Here is a 24,765-nt window from a genome sequence, read left to right as displayed (position 1 = left end):
CATTTATTTTCATAAGATGCAAGATATATGCTCTAAAAACATACGAACTGCTATACATTATATATATGATCCTTTTTCAGTCTACGAAAGGGCCTCACTCCCCTTTTTTATCTTATCAATCTCATCATGTCAAAGAACTCGTTTTTCCCCGGTTGCTGGCAGGTCCGGGGAAATTACCTTTGTATTTTTACTTACCCTTTCTCGAAAAGGAGAAGAAGGCAATATTTGATGCTATTTCTGTTCCTGAATGCAACGTATTGTATGTGCATCACATTTATTCATATTATCCCTCATAGAAGCTCCCCAGTTTGAGTCAATATTACTTTTTACATTAAAACAACTACCCTGATGAATATTACTCCCTTCTTCTCTGGTCCATACAAATCCCCACTCTCCTATATGCCTGAAAATATCGGTAGTAACTCTATAGCCAGCCATTCTATAATAAGTGGTATTTCCAGAACCTTTTGCTTCATAATACAGCACATAACCACCGTCTGACTGTGAGGTAGATTGACTCATTGCATTACCCGTTACCCAAGTATTGAAATTAAAGTTCCCTGATTGAAATAATGCCTTATAATTATTTCTTGAAGCAATACGCCAACCAACCGGACAAGGATCGTGAATTGTTTTATTATTATTAGAGTCATTCCATGAGTTTGCGGTAGTAAATGCAGAAGTTATTCCCCAATAATAAAAAACGGTTGGATGCCGATAAGCCTCCTGAAGTGACACATTTTGAGTTACACCTTGTTTTACAATATATGATAAACCATCCGGACCATATTGATTCAACATATCCGGAACAGGTGAAGGTTCGCTTACCCCTGAAACCTCACTCCTTATACTTGCTGAGTAACTGCTGGGAAAAGGGTCTTTTCTTCCCCATTGATAATGAAATCCATTTGCTTTCGACATCCCTAACGGGTCAGAAGGCACATTCGTATAACCGGCCATAGCTCCTAAATTACGATCCATCATAGGAAATTGGTCACTGTTATAAATATATTTTTGTTTTCGTTTATATTCCGGCGTAAGAACCGTGGCATTCCCTTTTGCATCAGGACTATAGTCTGTGACCCAGATATGCCAGCTCCAAAGAATATTTCCTGTTCCATTTGCACCATCATAAGCGGCAATCAGTCCACTACCTCCTGTCGTATTTGGAGCGACACGACAATAAATACGGGCATCCGTAAAACTTTCACCATTCTTTATATCAACAATATTTGAATGATCGGCTAATGTATTAACCACTCCTAGCACAGGATCACCTACATCACCATTTTCTTTCGTCTGCCATAATACTTTAACAGATTGAATCTTTATAGTAGAACACCAGTCATGTAATTGTTCATTAAGTTGCGTTTCTCCATTTATATAAAATGTATACGGATTAAAACAGAATGCACCACCGGGAGCCACCATGAAACAGTTGGCAGTCGGCACCAGATTGTTATTATTCTCGGATGCCGCTATCGGATCGATAATTGTTACACGGCGGTCATTGACAGGTAAGTCAATATGACTGATCTTTACCGTATAATTATAATCCGTATTACTATACAAATTGAAGTCTGTCGATTCAGAACCACCCAGATAGACACGGTAACTCAACTTCTTTTTGAGGTCAGAAGTATTGGCTGCAATAAAATCGACATACGAACTACCCGTCGGGGCATTCGATTTAATACGGTATGTCTGGGAGGTTGCTAATGAATTCGTTCCACGCACGTTAGCCGGAACCCAACAAGAATAATTTCCGGTACCTATTTGGGAACTCGTCAATTGTATAGTTGTGTATTGGTCCAGTAAGGAAGGATATGTCTTATCATTTTTATCTGGAGCAGTCACTACTTTATAATCAAGAGGAATACTTTGCAAAAGGATTTGTTTTAACTGATAATCACTGTATGAATAAGACCAGTTCAGCGTCAGCCGGGTTGCGAGTCGACGCAGCAACAGGCGGACATCTTTACCTTCAATACTTTTAATCGTATTGTTTTCTACGCATACATGTTCCAGATGCAGAACATAAGGCATCTGGTTCATATCCTCCTGATTGGACGGATTTAACTCGGATATAACGGAGGCTTTAATACTTTTAGTTTGGGAGGATGCCAGACTACCAGTACCCAAGGTAGTGCTAGTGTTACCTTTTCCCCATGCCACGATCACCAATTGGCAGTCGGAGTTTGCTGTCAAAATCTGACTAAAAGCGGAACCGATTTCGTGATCAGCAACATCATTTGCATTCATGCCTCCTATGCGATTGCCGTTCTGATCATACTGTTGTATTTCCAGGTTATAGAGCTTGTCAGGTTTCAGGGAACTCTCCGCTCCTTTCGTGGTTACTGCCGGTTGAAGTGCGTAATTGAAAGCGGCTCCATTCGATTTTGTTGTCGATGGTGCAGACAAAGTATATCCGTCTTTTTCGTCGGCAAAGCCGAGATCGAGCGTTACTTCCACTATCTTTCCTTCCAACGGATTCACCGCCGGACTGTCGATCCGTTCCTCGCAACCTGTGCTTATTAATACCAGTGATAAGAGTGTCATTATGACTCCTTTCCTTTCTAATTTGTGTCCTATACCTATCATCCTTTTATCATTAATTTACTACATCAAAAGCGCTATTTTAACATTTTGTCAGAATCTCTTTCTTTTATAAGAAAGAGAGTTGGGACTGACGATTTCAGTACAACACTGTTTTTCAACGCATTACACACTGCAATAAATCAATAAACTTTTACACCTTTCAGGATGGCGTTATTTCAATTTTATCAAATTGTAATAAAATAGTCCCTCAAAACCTTGCTCCGGTCGTTAAAAGTTATTACTTTAGCTGCCGATAACGCTAGATTATCAATCATTTTGATACAGAATCTCTTTCTTATAAAAGAAAGGTATTTTCCTCTTTTTTCTCTTCCCTTTGAGATTCAAACTGTCGTTTAAACTCTCCGTTTTCTATTTTTATCGTTTTTTTCTGACTCTCCCTTTCCTTTTTTTACGCACATTAACAATACGGGGGTACTACTAAAAAATGCACACCAAAAGCTGTACAACTCCGGCTAGGAATTGTATAAAAAAAGCCCCGGCAAACAACTACCGGGGCTACGATTCTCTTATATATTTTAAGTATTAAGCATGCATCACCAATAACGGTGTATCGGTATGAAATAGCATCTTACGTGCAATCGACGGGTTGAACATACGTGCCAGAATATTGCGACGATATGTGCTTAATGCAATCATGTCGATTTGTTCATCGCGGACAAACTTTTCGATAGCCAGCAACAAATCGCCGTCGGCCAGTACCGTATGGGTAATGTTTGCATCCGGATATTGTTTCAGGAAATATTCGCGGACACCAGTCAGACGTATTTCGTTCCATTCGTCTTTACTTGTCGATATATTGAACAGATGAATATGAATATCATATCCCTTCACCAGGTCCATAAATTCATCGAAAGCCACCAGGTCGCGCTGGTTGAAGGAAGTAGCGAATGCAATATTTTTGGCTTCGCCAAAATCATTGAAGCGTATGTTTTCCGGAATTGCCAAAACAGGTACTTTGTTCACTTCTATCACTTCACCGGTGACACTGCCGATCAGATCCATATCTTTCTGGCTCTTTCCACGCGTACCCATGACAATAAGCGTAGGATGATATTCCTTACAATATGCGAGAATCTCTTCTTCAGGCAGACCTTCCCGTAATACATAATTATATTTTACCTTAGGCAATTCGCCAGCCTGCATCTTACGGTTGATCAATGTGCAAATGTTCTCCATATCAATTTGTACACGTTTCAACACGTTCTGTACAGACTCTTCTTCATTTACCTGGTAAGCCAACGTGTCTCCCATCGGAATTGCCGAAGGAAAATATGGGCTGAAATAAGCATGCATGATCATTACTTCCGCACCTGCATGATAGGCATAATTAATCCCCAGTTCACAAGCCTTAATGGAATAATCAGAAAAATCAACCGGGATCAGGATCTTTTTCACCTGCGGGGCTGCAACTTCTTCCTGCGTATCCTCACTGAGCCACTTACTGTCCTCTATTATGCGCAAGGCATGAGGCAGATCACTTTCCTTAATTCTCACACGCACTCCTGCCGAAACGACCGGTTGAATCTGATTTACATTATGTATATAAACTTCAATTCCTTCCGTTTCAAGTATTGTTTTGAGAATCTGAGCTTTCTCGAACGTGTGAATAGCTAATGTTACTAATTTATCTTCCATACTCGTGTGTTTTTATAGATTAAACAATCGGAAAATGCTAATATCACTAATAAAAAAAATCCCACAGCGTTTTTGTTTAGTCAGCTATGGGATTTTTTATGTACTGTAAAATTCTTTACGCCTGCTGTGCTTCAGATACATCCTCTGTTTCCGCCAGTATCTGTAAAGCACGTTCAAATATTGTTGTATCATCCAGAACTACCAAACCACCATCTGGTCCGGGTTCGATATGTATCCCACAGCTTTTACCATCCTTATAATTATATCCACCAAAATAATTACGAACAGTTTCAACTGATAAACCTAACTCATCTGCAATACGATGAGTACTACCGTCAGGCAGACGGTCTTTAATTCTGCGCAATTCATTAAAAGTGATTGTCTTTGTCATGGTTTCCTTATTTTGAAGGTTAATACTTCGTTTATTAATTAATGGCACTAACTTAAGCAATATAAATCAGAGGGACAAATTATTTCGTTAAAATAAACCTTTTAGCAAACATGCTTTACGACATGTGTTATATTTAACTGTAACTGCTTATTTTATCTTAAACAGGCAACTAATTGAACATTAAATACTGCTATTATTAAAACAGCAATGAAAATCGCATATACGATCAGACGCTTCTGCCCGACCGAATATAGCTCACTGGCATTACTGTTTGTACCGGTAACTACCGGACGGACTTTGACATATAGCCAATATACCAACCAGCCAAAGAATACTCCTGCGATCGCTCCGGGAACAATATCCGAAATGAAATGGACCCCCAGATATATACGGGTATAAGCGGTAAGAGCAGCCCAAAGGAAGATCGTCCATGTAAACAGCCGGTAACGGAACAACAATGACATAAAGGTCGCAAAACCGAAAGCATTAGCAGCATGGCTGGAAATAAAACCGTATCGGCCGCCCCGGTAATCAAAGACAGTTTTTACCTGATCCATAAAATCCGGATGATGTGTCGGCCGGAAGCGGGTAAAAATGGGTTTGCACACATGTGAAGCAAACTGGTCACAAAGAGTTATTACCAGCACTATCGCCAGTAATATCAGGATAGATTCCCGCCATTTCTTCTTATACAGCAGTACGACCAATATAAAAAAGGCTAACGGCAGCCAGACTGCCTTACCCGAATACAACCACATAAAGCGGTCAAGGAAAGGAGAATCGCTGCCGTTAAGCATGAAGAACAAATCCCGTTCGTAAACTAATATTTTTTCTACCATCAGATTGTTTCTATATCTTTTGTCGGCATCCAGCCAACATTACCATCTTCCAGTGCTATTTCACTCCAGTCGCCTAATGTACTTCTGACAGACACTTTTGTTCCTTCATGCAGAACAAACAAATCCGTACCACTTGCATCCGGAGAACTTTTCACTGTTACTGTCGGAGCAAAAACAATAGCATGTGTACGGTTTACCAGTTCGCTCTTCTGATTTGCGGCAAAGATATTTGTCATAATCACGCAAAGCAAAAGTAGCACACCGATATAGAAACCGACTTTCTTCAGGCGAATCTGCCTTGAAAAGAAAAACAGGATCAAGCATCCGATGAATAAGATGAAACAAACGATTCCCATTTTAGCCCAAGAGTCAGCTGCTCCCATATTCTGAATGGATTCGAACCATCTGCTCAGGAAAAATCCGTCTACCGGTTCAATCTTGTCAACAGTCTTCTGACGTGCCATCTGTAAGTTGAAACGGACATCGGCGTCACCCGGATCAAGAACCAGCGCCCGCTCATAATTCAATATTGCAGAGGCAATCTTTCCTGCTTTGTAATAAGCGTTCCCCAGATTATAATAAATCTCCGGTGAGTCGCCATTACTTTTCAGTATTCCTTCATATAACTCGATTGCTTTTCCATAATCTTCTTTGGTATACGCAGTCTCAGCTTCCTTTATCGCTGCATCCTGCGCATAAGCAGTCCATGCCAGACACTGAATCAATAGAAAAAACAATATATTTTTAATCTTTATATTCGTTTTCATCTTATTGCTTTTTAATTGTATTCTCCATCTTACCAATGGCATCTACGGTTAACTCATATAACTTATCCATAGCATCCGAAGCCTGAGCCGGCGCATAGCGGGCAAATTCGCAGGTGTTCAGAATATCCATAAACTCATTTGTTAAGGTATCATCCACACCAAATTTGGCCAATTCGGTTTCCACATTATCTTTGGTCAGACTTGCCTGAGGAATATTCAGTTTATCACTCAAATATCCCCACAAAGCCCGGAGAACTTCATCATAGAACTCTTCTTTCTTGTTTTCCTTCATCAGCTTGCCGGCATTCTTCAATCTCCTGACAGCGATTTTATTTGCCTTTTTAGTACGAACCAATGCTATGTTGGCATTTTCCTTTACTTGCTTGCGATAAATAAAGAAGAAGACAATAAACAGGATGGCCGGTACCAGATAGCACATGTAATACATGAACGATCCAAAGAAAATATCGTTGTTGGCAATGAAATTGAAATCTTTCACTTTCAGGAAACGGATATCTTTACCCAGATACTTCACACTCTCTTTATTGCTGAAATTAGACACGACCGGAGAATTACTGCTTCCCCCCTCGCCTTGTTCTACATGAAGCTTGTAAGGATCGGACTTCAATGTCTTATAAGTACCTGATTTAGGATCGAAATAAGAGAAAGAGATAGCCGGTATCTCAAAATCTCCGGCATAACGGGGAATAGCCATGTATTCGATCGTTTTGCTTCCACTTACTCCGGCAGTTGTCGTTCTGACATCTGTTTCCTGTTTTGGGTCGAAAGTATCGAAATCATTCGGGAAAACAACTTCCGGATTCTTGATCAGTTTGATATTTCCGTTACCGGAAATCTTCACTTTAATAGTAACAGCATCATTTGTCTTTACATTATTGGAATTAATATCCGATGTCATGGTGAAATTACCTACCGCACCGGAGAACGATGCCGGTTTACCGGAAGGCAACGGCTTCACATCTATTGTAGCAGGACTCGATACCAATGCTTTCCGTACTCTGTCGTACATGTCATCGAAACTATCAAAAATGCTGCTTATTTTCCGTTGGGTCGGAATACTGATAATAGCGTCGAACTTACCGCTTTCTATTGTCAGTTTTCCTGAACGTTGCGGATAAAGGACTGTTTGTTTCAAAACAACGGTGAAATAGTTACGACCGTTATAATGTTCCTGCGACCATTGCTTTTCCTGCGGCAACTCTATCTCCTGAGCAAGAAATCCTTCAAACTCCGGAAATTTTACTCCTTCCAGTCCGCACATGCGTGCTGCATATAATTTGAAAGTGACCAGAAAACCTTCCTGTTCATACACATTCCGGTTTGAAACTTCCATTCTCACAAAATAATCATCCTTGCCTATACCTGTTCCGGCTTGTCCGCCATTTGCTTCGGCAGCCTTGTCCGGAGGAAGTACTTTTACACTTAACGAGTTGGATGTGTAATTCGCTCCTTTTACCTTGATAGAAGCTGCCCCGATATTAAACGTACCCTCTTTCTTCGGCATCAGGATATAAGTAAATGTGTAAGCTACCTCCGAAGAAACATTTCCATTAATAATCTGAGTACTCGAACTTGTGGCAAGAGACGGCCCCATCAGTACTTCGAAATCCGTAAGTTCGGGTATCCGCAAATCGCTTGCCTTCGCTTCAGCATTTACGGTATACGCCAATCTGAATTGTTGCCCCATCACAACAGCATTCGGAGCGACTGCCTTAAAGGTCACATCAGCGGCCTTTGCCATCACCCCGGCTGTTAGAAATAGAACGAATAAGAAAGCTAATCTTCTCATTATATTGTTGTTTTTTCTGTTTTCTGTATCAATTACCACTCTTTATCTGTTTTGCGACGTTGTTGCTGTTGTGCCTGTGCTTTCTTTACTTTCTCCTGCGTATCCTTTTCATCCTGCAGGAAGGCATCGAGCATCTGCTGCGCATTGTCCCGACTCATCTGTTCATTTTGCTGCTGTTCTTGCTGAGTCTTATTTTCTTTCTTGTCGTCTTGCTGTTGCTGCTGCTGGTCTTGTTGCTGTTGATCGTCCTTATTTTCCTGATCTTCGTTCTTGTCCTGGTTCTGCTGATCCTGGTTTTGATCCTGATTCTCATTCTGTTGATTTTCCAGCAACTTCTGGGCTAATGCCAGATTGTAGCGGGTCTCGTCATCAGCCGGATTCAAACGCAAAGACTGTTTGAATGCTTCCACACTTTTGTCATACTCTTTATTCTGCATGCTAATGTCGCCCAGATTATGGAATATATTTGCAAGACGGGCTTTTCCTTCTTCAGTTTCAGCCATCTTTTCAGCAATACCGGTCAGCAACTGGTATTGCTCAGCTGCTTCAGGAAACTTTTTCTGTTTGTATAAGGCGTTCCCCAGATTGTAAGTTCCTTCAACTGAACGGGGATTTACTTCCAGACTTTTACGGTAAGCAATTTCCGATTCGGTAAACTTTTCGTTGCCATACAACTTGTTTCCTTCACGTACGTTCTTACGTTCAGCCTTTTGGGCAAACACCGCTCCCGAGCAAAACAGGAGCGCTCCCATCCATATCATTGATTTTCGTATACGTCTCATCTTATCCATTGAATTAAGAGAACAATTTTACTTTTCTGAAAATTCGGTTCTTCCTGTCTAAGGTAAGGAAGTCTACGATCAACAGGATCAATGCGATCCATGCCAGTGTCTGAAATTGTTCGTTGTATTCGGAATAGACTTTGCTGTCGAGTTCCGATTTATTCATCTTCTCTATCTCTTTCTGCAATGCTTTCAATGCAGAGTTGGTATTGTCGGCACGGACATACATGCCATGTCCTGCGGCTGCGATCTCCTGGCACATTTGTTCGCTCAACTTCGTGATAACGACGTTGCCGTCTTTATCCTTCATATAATTGTTGGCTCCTGCGACAGGAATAGGCGAACCTTTCGGATCACCCATGCCGACAATATTCACATGAATGCCTTTTTCGGCAGCGGCGGCAGCGGCTTTTACAGCATCGCCTTCATGGTTCTCACCGTCCGTGATCAGGATAATTGTCTTATCGGATGTTTCACTGGGAGTGAATGAACGCATAGCCAGATTGATAGCCGAACCAATAGCCGTACCTTGTGTCGACACCATCGACGGGTTGATGGATGACAGGAACATCTTTGCCGAAATATAATCGGAAGTGATCGGCAGCTGGGTGAAAGCGTCACCGGCAAAAACGATCAACCCCATCTTGTCATCCTTAAAACCATCCGTCAGTTTCGACAACATCTGTTTAGCTTTATCCAGACGGTTGGGTGATACGTCTTCGGCCAACATGGAGTTGGAGACGTCCAGGCAAACCATTATTTCGACGCCCTGGCGTTTTACGGTTTCCAGTTTAGAACCAAACTGCGGTCCCGCAATAACAAAGATAACCATCGTGATGGCTCCGAACAATAGCCAAAACTTCAGATGCTGGCGTTTGGGAGATACCTCCGGCATCAACTCTGCCAACAATTCGGGATTACCATATTTCTTTATTGCTTTTTTCTTCAGGATGATTGCATATACATAGAATGCGATCAACACCGGAAGGATGAAAAGCAAGTACAAAAAGTCCGGATGTGCAAAACGAAACATAAGCCTTTATATTTACGGTATATTTCTTAACAATGTATTTCTCAATAAAATCTCAACCAAAAGCAAAGCGAATAACAACAAGGCCCAGTTCTTATATTCCTCCTGTTTCTTGCTATATTGCTGAACGCTGATCTTGGTCTTTTCCATCTTGTCGATCTCCGAATAGATTTCTTTCAGACTGGCATTATCCGTTGCACGGAAATACTGTCCGCCGGTCGTTGCCGCAACCTGTTTCAAGGTCGCTTCATCGATCTCGACTGGAATATCCTGATATTGTACCCCGAATGCCGTTTGGAACGGATAAGGAGCCATACCTTGTGTCCCTACCCCGATCGAATAAACCCGGATACCGAATGTCTTGGCAATCTCTGCAGCCGTTACCGGAGCAATCTCACCCGCATTATTCACACCATCGGTCAAGAGGATAATCACTTTTGATTTAGCCTGACTGTCTTTTATACGACTTACTGCATTAGCCAATCCCAGGCCGATGGCAGTTCCATCCTGGATGATTCCCGGTTGAATGTCCTTGAACAGGTTTAACAACACCGTATGATCAGTCGTCAGCGGGCATTGTGTGAAACTTTCAGCTGCAAAAACAATCAACCCGATATTATCGTTCGGACGACCGTTGATGAAGGAAGCCGCCACATCTTTGGAGGCCTCCAGGCGGTTCGGTTTCAGGTCCTGTGCCAGCATACTACTGGAAATATCCATTGCCAGCACAATATCGATACCTTCTGTCGAGGTGTTTTGCCAGCTATTCGTCGACTGCGGACGAGCCAGTATGATAATAAGTACCGCCACTGCCGCCATCCTTAATATAAAAGGAACATGTCTCAGGTATACTTTCCATGAAGTTGCTCCCGGTGCATCGAATGCTTCCGAAGATGATACCTGCAAACTAGCCTGACTTTTGCAGAGCTTCCAGATATACCATCCTATCATCGGGATAAGCAGCAATAACAAATACAGATATGTAGGATTTGCAAATACCATTTTATTCTTTTGTTATATTAGAATCGTTTGTTTCAGTTGCTTTCCCATCCGTCTCTGCTTCGGGAACGGCAACTTCTTCAATCTTCGTCTGATTAATAAATAAGTATGCATTCACCATACTCAGATCATTCTCATCAGGCAGCGGATTCATTTTTGCGAATTTCACGAAATCAGACAAATTAAGTATCTGTTTCAGATTTTCGTAAACCGAATCAGCTTCGTGCTGCTTGCGGATAATGTCCAGGATTTCGCCGGAAGTCATTTCCATCGCATTGATATCGAAGCGGTCTACGATATAGCGACGCAATGTCTCGGTGATTAACGTATAATACTCCTTGCTACGACCCTGCTGCCAGAGTTTCTGCTGCTTGATCTCATCCAGTTCCTTGATAGCCTGCTCGTGAGGCGGGAGCTTCGGTTCCGGTTTCTTGAACGGGATAAGGGATTGCTTGTTGCGTATACGTTTAATAATATAGGCAATCACGCAAATCAGGAACAGAGCCAGCAATATGCCATAGATAAGCGGATAGTAGTCTGCCAGCACGAAAGGCGGTTTCCATATATCCTTTATATCATAAAACTCTTCCGGTTTATCCACATTCACAGGAATGGTCGAAACTTTCAGGGCCACCTGGTTTGAATAAACAGTATCGACTCCGTCGATTACTTTGAGTGGCGGCAACAGATACAATGACGAATCGAAAGAAGTTATCAGAATATCCTGCTTGATCAGCAGGCGGTCGTTCTCGATAACCGACGAATCCGCTTTGGAAAGGCTCAGCACTTCTACCCCACGCATCAATGTGTCGTTGGGGATCACTATCTGAACCGGTTTGTCCTTGTCTGTCGTAACCGTCAAATGTAAAACAGTCTGTTCTCCGATCAGGATGGCAGCCGAGTCGATCTTTACATCGATCAATGTCTGCTGTGCCACCATCTTCCCTCCTGCCAGCAGGAACAGAAGAAGGAACAGAAAGCTTTTATTTATTATTTTCTTTTGCATGCTTAACTACGTTTATCAAAAAGAGCAATCAATGCCTTCACATAATCATCTTCCGTACGAATAGAAACCGAATCCACCCGGCATTTCTTGAACGAATCGCTCATGATAGTCTGCCGGCGGTTCCACCATTCCTTATAGGCTTCGCGAACACGGGCGGAAGAACTGTCGATCCAACGTTCTGCACCGGTTTCAGCATCTTTTATCTTCATCAATCCGACAGACGGAAGTTCGGTTTCGCGACGGTCGTACACCTGGATAGCCACCACGTCATGTTTACGGTTGGCAATCGTCAGGGCATCCTTAAAACCGTCCTTGTCGATAAAGTCGGATATCAGGAAAGTCGTACAGCGTTTCTTTATGGCGTTGGTCAGGAATTTCAAAACCTGAGCGATATCCGTCTTCGTATCCTGTGGCTTGAAGTCGATCAGTTCGCGAATGATATAAAGAATATGTTTTTTCCCCTTCTGAGGCGGAATAAATTTCTCGATCTTATCAGAGAAAAACACCACACCGATCTTATCGTTATTTTGTATAGCCGAAAAAGCCAGTGTCGCAGCGATCTCCGTAATAACCTCTTTCTTCATTACGTTCACGGAACCAAAGTCTCTACTACCCGATACATCGATCAGCAACATCACGGTCAGTTCGCGCTCTTCTTCGAACACCTTTACATAAGGGCGCACATAGCGGGCGGTCACGTTCCAGTCGATATCGCGGATATCGTCGCCGTATTGATACTCGCGCACTTCGCTGAACGCCATACCACGGCCTTTAAAGGCAGAGTGGTATTGTCCTGCAAAAATATTGCGGGACAAGCCGCGGGTCTTTATTTCAATTCGCCGAACCTTCTTTAATAGTTCACTTGTTTCCATTTTTCTTCAATTTGTGCTTTCAAAACTGATGTAAAACCGTTTCCCAAGTTGGGAAAGCATTTTACAAGGGTGAAAAACCGTTTCCCAAGTCGGGAAAGCATTTTACAAGGGTGAAAAACTGTTTCCCAAGTTGGGAAAGCATTTTGCAAGGGTGTAAAGTCGTTTCCCACGCCGGGAAAGCATTTTACAAGGGTGCAAAGTCGTTTCCCAAACCGGGAAGGCATTTTTCACCAGTAAAAAAGCATTGCCAGAACCGAAGGTTAAGGCACCTCTACCTTATTAAGGATTTCGCTGATCACCTCTTCAGATGTCAGGTTATTCGCTTCCGCTTCGTAGCTCAAACCGATACGGTGGCGCATCACGTCGTGGCATACGGCACGGATATCTTCCGGAATCACATAACCTCTGCGTTTGATAAAAGCATAAGCACGGGCAGCCAGCGCCAAATTGATGGAAGCACGGGGAGACGCACCGAATGCAATCATATTGGAAAGGTTTGCCAGGCCATGTTCCTGCGGGAAACGGGTCGCAAACACGATGTCGACGATGTAGCGTTCGATCTTTTCATCCAGATATACTTCACGCACCACTTTACGTGCTTCCAGTATCTCGTTCTTTGTCAGGATCGGTTTGATATCCGGTTTGATGCCGGAGATATTCTGACGGATGATCAGTTTTTCTTCCTCTTTCTTCGGATAGTTGATGATCACTTTCAGCATGAAACGGTCTACCTGCGCTTCGGGCAGCGGATAAGTACCTTCCTGCTCGATCGGGTTCTGGGTTGCCATTACCAGGAAAGGTTCCGGCAACTTATACGTGTTTTCGCTGATTGTCACCTGACGTTCCTGCATGGCTTCCAACAGTGCACTCTGTACTTTGGCCGGTGCACGGTTAATTTCATCCGCCAACACAAAATTAGCGAAGACCGGGCCTTGTTTTACCTGAAATTCTTCGCTTTTCTGACTATAAATCATTGTACCGATCACGTCGGCCGGCAGCAAGTCCGGCGTAAACTGTATACGGCTGTATTTGGCATCGATCAGTGAGGCCAATGTTTTAATGGCAAGTGTTTTAGCCAAGCCGGGAACACCTTCCAGCAGGATATGCCCATCTGAAAGCAGACCGATCATTAACGATTCAACCAAATGCTTCTGTCCAACAATTACCTGGTCCATGCCCATCGTAATCATGTTTACAAACGAACTTTTACTCTCAATCCGTTCGTTCAACTCACGAATGTCTACTGTCTGACTCATAGATTTTTTTCTTATTTATATTGTTATTGTTTCTGCTTGTTTTTATAGTTGCACAAAATTAGAAATGTTAAATTCGTATCCTTCACTTTTGCAGTTAAATAATACTAACCGAAGCGAGAACTATTTTGTTTTATTTTACTTAAAATCGTGGATTTTAGTTACAATTTTCCGGACAATATTTCTGTCTGACGTGCAGCGGCTTTCTCTACGGAAGCACGGCTATGTTTGTCTATTCCGTACAGTTCCGGTGCAGGCACCTGTATCTCAGTACCTACGGGGACATTGTTCGGATCCTTGATGACTGATTTATTATATTCATACAGGTAAACCCAGAATATTTTACTCCCATAATATTCAAGAGAGATCAAGGTCAGACGGCTTCCCGGTTCTATTTTTACTTTTGCCAGTATTTTAGGTGTTTGTGCCGCAGGCTCGACTACCGGCGCTACGGATTCGACGGAAACAGTATCCTTCTCCTCTACCGTTTCAGGTTCCGCTTCTGTTACTTCGGGTTCTTCCACACGGGTCGTATCCTCAGGAACAACAGCAGTTCCCGGCAACGACATACCGGTCAGGACAGTCGATCCCGACGTATCAGATCCCAGGAATAAACTCCGGTTAAGATACAGGAAGATACCTGCTATTGCAACAATGGCAACGACACCGACGGATACCAGTATTTTGATCCAGGAAGAAGCCGTCGGCTCCTCGTCTTCAATCTGAAACCCGTCCATGCCAGGATAATTGGCAACTGAAGGTTCTTGCTTCGTTTCTTCTTTTAACTGGTCTGAAGATGTATTTTCCGGTTCGGTTTGCTCAGGAATATCATTTTCTGCCGGAGAGGGCTCGTCCGGGACTATCGATTCTTCGATTACTTCTTCCGGTTCATTTTCTGCGGGTTCTTCGACCGGCTGCTCAACCTCCGGAAGTTCTTCAGAAACACAGACATCATCTGTCGGCTGCAATGGCTCCGGTGTTTCAACGATCACTTCTTCGCTTTCCTGAAGGATTTCTTCGACAGATTCATCTTCCGCTTCTTTGTCTTCCACCGTATTGGATACGTCCAGATCGGTAAAGTCAACATCTTCGTTCAATTCCGTAGTTTCAAAAAAAGAGAACGGTTTATTTACCAGTTCACGTAATTCTTTATCAGGGAGGAAGGAAAACTTATAATGTGCAGGTATCAGGAAACGCTCGCCGGTATTCACATGGATACTCTCCCGTTTTTCTACCAAAACGATTTTAAAACTACCAAGCCCTTTTATTTTAGCTACTTTATCGGTAAAAACTCCTTGTGATACGATGGCAATAAACTCTCTCAGGAACTGCTCGGCGCTATTCCTATCCTTTCCGGTACGCTCGGCCAGTAAACCGGCCAGATCTTGTATTGTCAGCCGACTATTCATTGTCGCTCAATTCTTTTAGTTTGGATTTCAGGGTCGCCCCCGGCTTAAAGACAGGAACCAGTTTGGGTGGGACCAGATAACGTTTTCCACTTGCAGGATTAACAGAGATACGTTCCGCTTTCTTCTTGACTTCAAACAGCCCGAATCCCTGTAAATAGACAGCATCATTATCCGCCAGTTTCGAACCGACCACAGCCCCAAAAGCGGCTAACATTTCTGTTACCTCTTTCGACGTCCATCCCAGTTTTACAGATAATTCTGTAATCAGCTCCTTGTTTTTCATACTTGCTTCATCTATAGATTCAGCCACGATATTAGTAATTTTTTTGTAAACAGACAAACTTCTTAATGCTTTTTATATCAAAGCAACACTTTTCCGTAAAGGTCGAAAGCCTGTGATTCTTCGATATTTACGTTGTAAAACTCTCCCGGTTTCAATGAGTGCTCTTTAAAAACAATCACTTCAGGATCTACCTCCGGAGAATCGAATTCGGTACGACCGATATAGCCGTCTTCCTCTTCCCGGTCGATTATTACTTTAAAAGTTTGACCCACTTTCGACTCATTCACCCCGGCAGATATTCTTTCCTGTATCCGCATGAGATAATCCAGACGTTCCTGTTTGACTTCGTCGGGGACATCATCCGTATAATTTTTGAATGAATAGGTACCCTCTTCATGGCTATAGGCAAAAGCACCCATACGTTCGAAACGTGCCTTTTTGACAAACTCAACCAGTTCTTCAAAGTCCTGCTCCGTTTCACCCGGATGGCCCACCATCAAGGTTGTACGGATATGGATACCCGGAACTTCTTCGCGGATGCGTTCCAGCAAAGCATACGTTTCTTCCTTCGTGATATTGCGGCGCATTTTTGTAAGCATCGGATCGCTGATATGTTGTAAAGCGATATCCAGATATTTGCAGACATTTGCACGTTCACGCATCACCCGCAACAAATCATAAGGGAAATGGGTAGGATAAGCATAATGCAAACGAATCCATTCCACTCCGGGGATATCAGAAATACGTTCGACCAGTTCCGGCAACGCGTACCTTTTATATATATCTTTTCCGTAATAAGTCAAATCCTGGGCGATCACCTGAAATTCTTTTACACCCTGTGCCACAAGCAAACGGACCTCTTCTTCTATCTGCTCCATCGGAAGGGACTGGTAATGTCCGGTACTGATAGGAATGGCACAATAGGAACAAGTTCGGTTACACCCCTCCGCTATTTTCAGAAAGGCATAATGTTTCGGGGTGGTCAATACACGGTCGGAAGCCAGTTCACGATGATAAGACTTACCGATATCGGTAAGGAGTTGCTTCCAGTTGAATTTACCGTAAAAGCGGTCTACCTCCGGCAATTCCTGTTTCATTTCCTCCAGAAAACGTTCGGTGAGACATCCCATTACATACAACTGGCCGATCTTTCCTTTTTTCTTGGCTTCACCCAGTTCCAGAATCATGTTGATCGATTCTTCCTGCGCATCACCGATAAAACCGCAGGTATTAACGACAACGATCTCCCCGTTTATTTTATGCGGATCATGCTCCACCGTATAACCGTTAGCTACAAACTGACGCATCAACTGTTCAGAATCGACCAGATTCTTCGAACATCCAAGCGTTATGATATCTACTTTATTTTTCCTCATATTATTTTATGAACTGATAGTAACTAGTTCCCCTCTTGAGAGGGGATAAGGGGTGTGTTATAATTCTGTCCAAAAACAGGCTTTAACACACCCCCTGCCCCCTCTCAAGAGGGGAAAAGTTACTCTTATCTGGTATTATTATTCTCCAAATAGCGAATTGACAAATTCCTTTTTATTAAAGACCTGCAGATCCTCCATTCCTTCACCCAGGCCGATATACTTCACTGGGATACGGAAATGGTCTGAAATACCGATCACTACACCACCTTTAGCCGTTCCGTCCAGTTTCGTTACAGCCAGCGCATTCACTTCGGTTGCAGCAGTAAATTGTTTTGCCTGTTCAAAAGCATTCTGACCTGTCGAACCGTCCAGAACCAACAAAACTTCGTGAGGAGCATCAGGGATAACCTTCTTCATCACATTCTTAATCTTGGTCAACTCATTCATCAAGTTTATCTTGTTATGCAAACGGCCGGCCGTATCGATGATAACGACATCCGCACCATTTGCCTTGGCTGAACTAAGCGTATCAAACGCTACGGAAGCCGGATCGGAACCCATCTTTTGTTTTACGATAGGCACGCCTACCCGTTCACTCCAAATGACAAGCTGTTCCACCGCTGCAGCACGGAATGTATCGGCTGCTCCCAAATAGACATTCTTTCCGGCTTTCTTGAACTGGTAAGCCAACTTTCCGATCGTAGTAGTCTTACCGACACCGTTCACACCGACTACCATAATTACATAGGGCTTTTTATCTTCCGGCACAGTAAAGCTTTCGGCATCTTCCGTATTGTTTTCGGTAAGCAGAGTTGCGATTTCATCGCGCAACAATGTCGTCAGTTCCTGGGTAGTTACATATTTATCCCGGGCTACGCGCTTTTCGATACGCTCAATGATCTTCAACGTCGTATCTACACCAACGTCGGAAGTGATAAGCACCTCTTCCAGATTATCCAATACTTCATCATCGACCTTGCTCTTACCTGCAATAGCCCTGGTGAGTTTAGAAAAAACATTTTCTTTGGTCTTAGATAACCCTTTGTCTAAAGTTTCCTTTTTTTCTTTACTGAAAAAGCTAAAAATACCCATATATTAATTCGCTTAATTTATTTCTGCTTAGAATGAGGCTGCTAAGTTACAACTTTTTTAGTTGACAGATGACAGTTGACCGTGGAAAGTTATTTGTTTTCCGCAAAAACAGCCCTGCCACCTGCTTGTTGCAACTTAACCGTTTCTTCCTTTATAGTCTTCGTAACCGAATGTTCTGTAGACCACCAGTTCATCATCCTTACTCCAGAGAGCCAATGACGGATGCGGTATGCCGTTGAACATGGATGTTTTGACAATCGTATAGTGAATCATATCTTCAAAAACGATCTTGTCCCCTATCTTCAACGGTTCATCGAATGACCAGTCTCCCATATAATCACCACTCAGACAACTGTTTCCGCCGATTCGGTAAGTAGGCTTTCCCTCTACCGGATCTGTTGCATTACGGATAACCGGTTTATATGGCATCTCCAGGCAATCAGGCATGTGGCAGGTAAACGAAGCGTCAATTATAGCCGTCTTTATTCCGTGGTTTTCAACGATATCCACAACGGTTGTCAGGAGAAATCCCGTTTGCCATGCAAAGGCACTTCCTGGCTCCATAATAATCTCTAAATCAGGATACTTAGCCTTAAAACCATGAAGTAATGATATCAGATGCTCCGTATCATATCCTTTGCGAGTCATCAGATGTCCGCCCCCCATATTCAACCATTTTATATGCGGAAGAAAACGTCCGAAACGCTTCTCCACTTCTCCCAATGTTTTTTCCAGATCGAACGAAGTCGATTCGCATAATGTATGGAAATGCAATCCTTCCACTCCTTCCGGTAACTTTTCACCCAGCAGGTCGGCTATAATGCCCATCCGCGAACCGGGCGCACAAGGATTATACAATTCCGTTTCCACATCCGAATATTCCGGATTAATGCGTAAACCACACGATACCCGATTCCCATCTGCTTTCACCATCGGATAAAAACGCTCGAACTGAGACAAGGAATTAAAGGTTACATGACTACTGTATTTTAATATGGTAGGAAAATCCATTTCCGTATAAGCCGGCGAATAGGTATGTGCCGGACTTCCCATTTCTTCAAAAGCCAATTGTGCCTCAAACTTCGAACTGGCCGTCGAATACGGTATATACTCACGAACGATCGGAAAAGATTTCCATAAAGCAAATGCTTTAAATGCAAGAATTATATTCACTCCTGCCCGCTCCTTCACACTTTTGATCAGTGCCAGGTTATTACGAAGCAGCTTCTCTTCCATTACATAACAAGGAGAGGGTATTACGTTGAAATCGATCATTTAGTTTCTTTATTCTATTAAACAAGCTACAAAGATAATCTTATATTCATAATATCCCACCTTATAGACCTGAAGAAGATTTGTATGGTAACTAATTTGTTTTTGAGGACGTCGAAAACAAACTACATAGTAATAAATCCAATAAGCATATCCATTATCTGTCAACTATGACAATATAGCTTTTCTTCCCTTTTAACAATGAGAATAAAGGATGCTATTTAGTAACATTATAGTGTCACCCACTTTCACTCAGTAAATAGTTATACTCACAGCTCTCAACTTAGGCTTGGCTAATTTTTATCTAACTATTGTACTTACACAAGGTATAGATTTTTTATTCGATTCAAACTTTCTTATTTGATATAAAATAGTATATTTGTTACTTGTATAAGTATCCTGTAATTCTGAATATCATGAAACAACTATTATTACTTCTACTTCCTTTTTTATGTCTGTGTTGTAATTCATCCGACAAAGAATATGAAGATTACTCAAAAGAAGTTCTTATTACCGGGAAAGTTTTGAACAGAGATTTTTACCCACAGGAAAAAGACTTAACACTTATCGTTCCTTTTTTCCGGGATCAGGAAACGAAATATGTTGTTCCTATTGCAGAGGACGGTAGTTTTTCATTTCATTTTTCTCCTTACGCTAAACTCCGGAATGTACAGATCAATAAGTTTGCAGACCATATATTAGTCAGTCCAGGCGATAGTTTGCATGTGGAGATAGACTTTAAAAACATACTTAATCCGAAGATTTTTGGAGATGCAGAGAAAAGGAATCAGGAAACAAATACTTTCGTACAGAGCGGACGCTATTATATAGAACACTATTCGATCAGAGGTGATCTGGAACCGGAGGCTTTTGATGCAGAACTGCAACAAGAATATCAACTACGACAAGAACGCAGACTGGAGTTTCTCGAAAAATACAAACCGGATGAAGAAATACAGCAATACACAAACAAACTCCTGGAGATCGATTATTATTGCACACTAATAAGCTACCTGAATAACCGGAGCTGGCAAAATAAAGATATCTCCAGATACAACAAACAGGAAATATTTGTTAAGGTCGATTCTCTTTTCGAAGGGGAAATCATTCCGTCAAATATATTCAAACTGACAGAGATCGTTAACTCTTTTATCTCTTACCCAATATATAAGATGAAGAAAGAGAAGACTACTCTCGATGATATCATAGCAGCCTACCCTACCGGAAAGAATATCAGGCAATATCTTTATGCTGCATCAATCTCACAATCGTTAATAAGTAACGATACAACACTCTTTTCCAGTCGGCAAAAACAGCTCGATTCAATTGTGCATATTCCTGTTTTAAACCGTGAACTTCATCTGGTTTATCAAAACAAAAAAGATTTTCTGAAAAATCCCCGTACCGTATCCAATTATATGCTTTATGGGAACTATTCTGATATGCCAAACTCAAAGATTGACACAGATTTTATGAAACCCATTTATGAAATACTGGACAAATATAAGGGAAAAGTAATCTACCTGGATTTTTGGACTACATCATGCCCCCCTTGCCTGAAAGAAATGGAACCACTCAAAAAACTTCGTAAAGAATATTCTCCGGGAGATGTCGTTATAGTAAGTATTTGTGCCGGCGGTCCCAAAAAGACATGGGAAGATTTAGTGAAACGGCTGGATCTGCAACAGCCAGGCATCGATTGCCTGTATCAAACAGACATTTCGGATGAGAACTCTTTTTATAAAATATTGAACCGACTGGAATTAAAAGGTTACCCTCATTATCTGTTACTCAATCGGGAAGGGATCATTGTGGATTATGGGACAGTGGTACGTCCCAGTGATCCGCGAACCAAACAGAAAATAAACAGTTTATTGTAAGCGTTTATCCGATAATCGTCAACCTGGCAAACTTCAATAGTAACTGTTTTTGTCCGAAATGGGTGAATGCTACCGTTGCTTTTGCATTTCCGCCATCGCCTTCGATAGCAATGACTTCTCCTTCTCCAAAACGGTCGTGACGTACTTTTGCTCCGACACGTAAACCGGAAAGGTCGGATGCAGGAGCAGAAGACGACGCCGGAGTGGATGTTGTTGTTTCTACTTTTGTCAAACGCTGGCGTTGCTGTGCCTGTGCCACAGGAGAGATAAAAGAAGGTTCTTCCTTCTCCACTGCACGTGGCTGCTGAAAAGGTGAAGTAAATGCCGGACGCTGGAACCGTTCGCGGGCAGCAGCAAAAGTATCTGCCGACGAATCCGCCGGAACATCCAGGAAGCGCACATCGATATCTTTCAGAAAACGGCTGGGAGAACACATGGCGCTTTGCCCGTTCCGGAAACGACTTTTGGCATAAGTCAGCACACAATTTTCTTCGGCACGGGTGATCGCTACATAGAACAAACGACGTTCCTCTTCTACCGCACGCGGATTATCCTTGGACATAGATGATGGGAACAACTCCTCTTCCAAACCGACAACAAACACATTTTTAAATTCCAGTCCCTTAGCGGCATGTACGGTCATCATCGTTACTTTATTAGCCTGCTCGTCTTTGTCATTATCCTGGTCGGTCAGCAGGGATACCTCCGAAAGGAAGTCTGCCAAAGAAACCTGTTCGACTCCTTCTTCACGTCTCAACTCACAGAACTCGGCAATACCTTTCAATAACTCCTGTAAGTTTTCCTGCTTACTAATCCCTTCCACCGAACGGTCCTGAAAAAGAGAACTGACAATCCCACTCTCCTTGACCACTATTGCTGCCATTTCTTCGGCGGACAAGCGAGTGTTCTGCTCTATGAAACGTTCAATCATCTCACGGAAATCAGTCAGTTTCTTCGCTGTCCCGCTATTGATAGGCAAGTCGTAGTCGATAGGAGCATTCAGTACCGTCCAAAGACTTACGTTATTTTCCGTAGCTGCTTTTATTACTTTATTGACGGTCGTATCTCCGATACCGCGCGACGGATAATTGATAACACGCTTGAATGCTTCTTCATCATGAGGATTCACAATCAGGCGCAGATAAGAAATGATATCTTTTATTTCCTTCCGCTGATAAAATGACAAACCGCCATATATTTTATAAGGAATACCTCTTTTACGGAGTGCCTCTTCCAGGATACGCGACTGTGCATTCGTCCGGTATAGGATGGCAAAGTCTGCATAATCATAATCTTTGCGCAACCGCAACTCATTGATTGCAGAAGCGACAGCATATCCTTCCTCGTAATCCGAATAAGAAGCAGAGATACGCACTTTGCTACCCTCCTCCTTTTCCGAATAGACATTTTTATGAATCTGTTCCTTGTTCTTATGAATCAGACTGTTTGCCGCATTTACAATATTTTGTGTAGAACGGTAATTACGCTCCAGTTTAAAGATACGGCATCCGGGATACTGATTTTTGAATTGCAGGATATTGTCAATATTGGCACCACGGAAAGAATAGATACTTTGTGCATCATCCCCTACCACACAGATGCGGCGATGCTGCTCACAAAGTCTTTGGACTATCAGGTGCTGCGCAAAGTTCGTGTCCTGATACTCATCAACCAACACGAACTGGAAGAAACTGCGGTATTTCTCCAACACCTGCGGATGGTCACGGAACAGGATATTTGTCTGAAGCAACAAATCATCGAAGTCCATGGCACCGGCCTGCTGGCAACGGTTCTGATACCGTTTATAGATTTCACGCAGTAAAGGAACTTTCGAATCTATGTCATGCTGCATCAGTTCCTTGCTTTGTTCGTAGGCTTTCCAGGTAACCAGCGCATTCTTGGCATTAGAGATACGGCTTTGCACCATGCCGAGGCGATATACCTTATCGTCCAGCTGCATCTCTTTAATGATAGCTTTCAGCAGGCTCTTCGAATCTGTCGTATCGTAAATGGTAAAGTTGGAAGGATACCCGATATGCTCCGCTTCATAACGCAAGATACGTGAGAAGATAGAGTGAAACGTCCCCATCCACAGACGGCGGGCCGTCTGGCCACCGGTAATGGCGGCGATACGTTCCTTCATTTCACGGGCTGCCTTATTAGTAAAAGTCAGTGCCAGGATACTTTGAGGTGCCAACCCCAGATGTACCAGATAAGCAATCTTATAAGTAAGCACCCTGGTCTTACCCGAACCGGCACCGGCAATCACCAATGACGGACCTTCGTTATATTCCACAGCTTCGCGCTGACTTTCATTCAGTTTATTCAGATATTCTTCCACGTACCTTTTCTTTTAGGAACACAAAGGTACTAATTTTTATTTATTCGGATTTCATTAAATCATCATTCCTGTTATTTAAAGGGATTCGCGCAAATTGATACGATTGTGTTAGCAAGGATTACAATAAATTATTACCTTCGGGCGTTAATTAAAGAAAAACGATGAACACACGGTTAGCAGCAAATCTATCGGTACTCTTTACAGCTTGTATGCTTGTACTATCATTCAGTTTCGGCTTTCACAACTACTCGGAGGCACAGAAAGCAATCGTTTCGGACCTGAACCAGGCATTGCAGCAGACCATTATGCAAAATTCCGAGCTATGGATGAATCAGGATACGCTCAAAACCTATTCGCGCCTGTCCGCCGTCTTCGGAAATCCCGTTTCCATCGAAAGTTATAACAAAGATTTTGCCGAAGCATTGAAGCTCGAGCAATTAAAAGATAAAAGCGGCATCATCGTACATGTCAAAAACAAGAAAGCCATAGATAAACCGGTAACAGACGCAACGCCGGGAAAAGACCAGACTAAGAATTACCTGGCAAGTGATACCATTATCTGGTTAAGTGCAAATCTGAACTTCCCCGAATCCTCCCTGGAAGATTTGGGAATCTCTTTTCAGGGGTATGTAAACTATTCAGCCTCCGACGTCTTGGCGCTGACAGACAAGAAGGCTCCCCTCCTGCTCCTCTTGCTTGCCCTCATGGCAGGTTGTCTTTCGTGGTTTTTAATGCGGCGCAAGCAGGCTGAAACTCCTGTACAAAAAGAAAACCTTATCGCTTTCGGAAATCTTACTTTCTCATGCGACAAGGCTTGTTTCTATAAAGAAGACCAGGAAAAACTACGGTTAACCCCGCAGCAATATAAAGTAATGGAAATGTTCTACCTTACCTCTTCCCATATATTAGCACGCACTGATATTTGCGAAGCCTTATGGCCCGGCAAGGAGAATGCCGACGAAACGCTGAACACCCTGATACGCCGCCTCCGCCCGCTTATCGAGGAAAACAGCAATCTCAAAATAACGACAGACCGCGGACGGGCTTACCAGCTGGAAATCAAAGAACCGGCAACAGAGGCCTATACCCAGACTGCCTGAACAGGGAGA

Annotated in this window: 20 protein-coding genes; 2 read left to right on the top strand and 18 right to left on the bottom strand. The window is 42.7% G+C overall.

Annotation, left to right across the window (positions count from 1 at the left end; all coding sequences use genetic code 11):
- Positions 1 to 231: 231 nt before the first annotated feature.
- The 17 genes from DWW91_RS11935 to nspC form a co-directional block, all read right to left on the bottom strand.
- Positions 232 to 2,559 carry a DUF4906 domain-containing protein gene (locus DWW91_RS11935; RefSeq protein ID WP_233584471.1) on the bottom strand — a complete coding sequence of 776 codons (2,328 nt, stop codon included), beginning with the start codon at positions 2,557 to 2,559 and terminating at the stop codon, positions 232 to 234.
- Between the two features lie 582 nt (positions 2,560 to 3,141).
- The gene (locus DWW91_RS11930) at positions 3,142 to 4,254 is read right to left on the bottom strand and encodes a universal stress protein (RefSeq protein ID WP_007656559.1); all 1,113 of its coding nucleotides are present in this window, start codon (positions 4,252 to 4,254) and stop codon (positions 3,142 to 3,144) included.
- 115 nt (positions 4,255 to 4,369) lie between these two features.
- Positions 4,370 to 4,645 (bottom strand): hypothetical protein, encoded by a 276-nt coding sequence (locus tag DWW91_RS11925; protein WP_007656557.1) that lies wholly within the window; start codon positions 4,643 to 4,645, stop codon positions 4,370 to 4,372.
- A 152-nt stretch (positions 4,646 to 4,797) separates the two neighbouring features.
- Positions 4,798 to 5,484 (bottom strand): phosphatase PAP2 family protein, encoded by a 687-nt coding sequence (locus tag DWW91_RS11920; protein ID WP_122327853.1) that lies wholly within the window; start codon positions 5,482 to 5,484, stop codon positions 4,798 to 4,800.
- Positions 5,484 to 6,251: a tetratricopeptide repeat protein gene (locus tag DWW91_RS11915; RefSeq protein ID WP_010803192.1), complete on the bottom strand. Its 768-nt coding sequence runs from the start codon at positions 6,249 to 6,251 to the stop codon at positions 5,484 to 5,486. The genes DWW91_RS11920 and DWW91_RS11915 overlap by 1 nt, the downstream gene beginning before the upstream one ends.
- Before the next feature lies 1 nt (position 6,252).
- Complete coding sequence (locus DWW91_RS11910) at positions 6,253 to 8,061, bottom strand: BatD family protein (RefSeq protein WP_010803193.1); 1,809 nt, start codon at positions 8,059 to 8,061, stop codon at positions 6,253 to 6,255.
- Between the two features lie 32 nt (positions 8,062 to 8,093).
- Positions 8,094 to 8,843, bottom strand: coding sequence for a tetratricopeptide repeat protein (locus tag DWW91_RS11905; protein ID WP_187386437.1), 750 nt, complete (start codon positions 8,841 to 8,843; stop codon positions 8,094 to 8,096).
- A gap of 13 nt (positions 8,844 to 8,856) precedes the next feature.
- On the bottom strand, positions 8,857 to 9,876 hold the full coding sequence (locus DWW91_RS11900) for a VWA domain-containing protein (protein WP_007656552.1): 1,020 nt from the start codon (positions 9,874 to 9,876) through the stop codon (positions 8,857 to 8,859).
- 12 nt (positions 9,877 to 9,888) lie between these two features.
- A complete protein-coding gene (locus DWW91_RS11895; protein WP_122327852.1) occupies positions 9,889 to 10,875 on the bottom strand; it encodes a VWA domain-containing protein in 987 nt (328 codons plus the stop codon).
- A 1-nt stretch (position 10,876) separates the two neighbouring features.
- Positions 10,877 to 11,878, bottom strand: a complete 1,002-nt coding sequence (locus DWW91_RS11890; protein ID WP_122327851.1) for a hypothetical protein — start codon at positions 11,876 to 11,878, stop codon at positions 10,877 to 10,879.
- Positions 11,879 to 11,880: 2 nt separating this feature from the next.
- On the bottom strand, positions 11,881 to 12,750 hold the full coding sequence (locus tag DWW91_RS11885; protein ID WP_010803197.1) for a DUF58 domain-containing protein: 870 nt from the start codon (positions 12,748 to 12,750) through the stop codon (positions 11,881 to 11,883).
- A 260-nt stretch (positions 12,751 to 13,010) separates the two neighbouring features.
- Positions 13,011 to 14,006: a MoxR family ATPase gene (locus DWW91_RS11880; RefSeq protein ID WP_007656548.1), complete on the bottom strand. Its 996-nt coding sequence runs from the start codon at positions 14,004 to 14,006 to the stop codon at positions 13,011 to 13,013.
- Positions 14,007 to 14,164: 158 nt separating this feature from the next.
- Positions 14,165 to 15,412 (bottom strand): HU family DNA-binding protein, encoded by a 1,248-nt coding sequence (locus DWW91_RS11875; protein WP_122327850.1) that lies wholly within the window; start codon positions 15,410 to 15,412, stop codon positions 14,165 to 14,167.
- Positions 15,405 to 15,695, bottom strand: coding sequence for an HU family DNA-binding protein (locus tag DWW91_RS11870; protein WP_044214631.1), 291 nt, complete (start codon positions 15,693 to 15,695; stop codon positions 15,405 to 15,407). The genes DWW91_RS11875 and DWW91_RS11870 overlap by 8 nt, the downstream gene beginning before the upstream one ends.
- Before the next feature lie 77 nt (positions 15,696 to 15,772).
- Positions 15,773 to 17,071, bottom strand: a complete 1,299-nt coding sequence (gene rimO / locus DWW91_RS11865) for a 30S ribosomal protein S12 methylthiotransferase RimO (protein ID WP_010803199.1) — start codon at positions 17,069 to 17,071, stop codon at positions 15,773 to 15,775.
- 138 nt (positions 17,072 to 17,209) lie between these two features.
- A complete protein-coding gene (gene ftsY / locus DWW91_RS11860; RefSeq protein WP_007656544.1) occupies positions 17,210 to 18,163 on the bottom strand; it encodes a signal recognition particle-docking protein FtsY in 954 nt (317 codons plus the stop codon).
- Positions 18,164 to 18,298: 135 nt separating this feature from the next.
- Positions 18,299 to 19,438, bottom strand: a complete 1,140-nt coding sequence (gene nspC, locus DWW91_RS11855; RefSeq protein WP_048315309.1) for a carboxynorspermidine decarboxylase — start codon at positions 19,436 to 19,438, stop codon at positions 18,299 to 18,301.
- A gap of 413 nt (positions 19,439 to 19,851) precedes the next feature.
- Between nspC and DWW91_RS11850 the strand changes: the two genes are divergently transcribed.
- Entirely contained in the window at positions 19,852 to 21,315 is a 1,464-nt protein-coding gene (locus tag DWW91_RS11850) for a TlpA disulfide reductase family protein (protein WP_147426550.1), read from the top strand.
- A gap of 4 nt (positions 21,316 to 21,319) precedes the next feature.
- Here DWW91_RS11850 and DWW91_RS11845 read toward each other — a convergent pair whose 3' ends face one another.
- A complete protein-coding gene (locus DWW91_RS11845) occupies positions 21,320 to 23,656 on the bottom strand; it encodes an ATP-dependent helicase (protein ID WP_122327848.1) in 2,337 nt (778 codons plus the stop codon).
- Positions 23,657 to 23,817: 161 nt separating this feature from the next.
- Between DWW91_RS11845 and DWW91_RS11840 the strand changes: the two genes are divergently transcribed.
- Positions 23,818 to 24,756 (top strand): winged helix-turn-helix domain-containing protein, encoded by a 939-nt coding sequence (locus tag DWW91_RS11840; RefSeq protein WP_122327847.1) that lies wholly within the window; start codon positions 23,818 to 23,820, stop codon positions 24,754 to 24,756.
- Positions 24,757 to 24,765 lie beyond the last annotated feature (9 nt).

The organism is Parabacteroides sp. AF17-3 (assembly GCF_003635445.1).
In the GTDB taxonomy this organism is placed as follows: domain Bacteria; phylum Bacteroidota; class Bacteroidia; order Bacteroidales; family Tannerellaceae; genus Parabacteroides; species Parabacteroides goldsteinii.
Note: the sequence above shows the minus strand (reverse complement) of the source record. Positions and strands in the feature narration are given on the sequence as shown.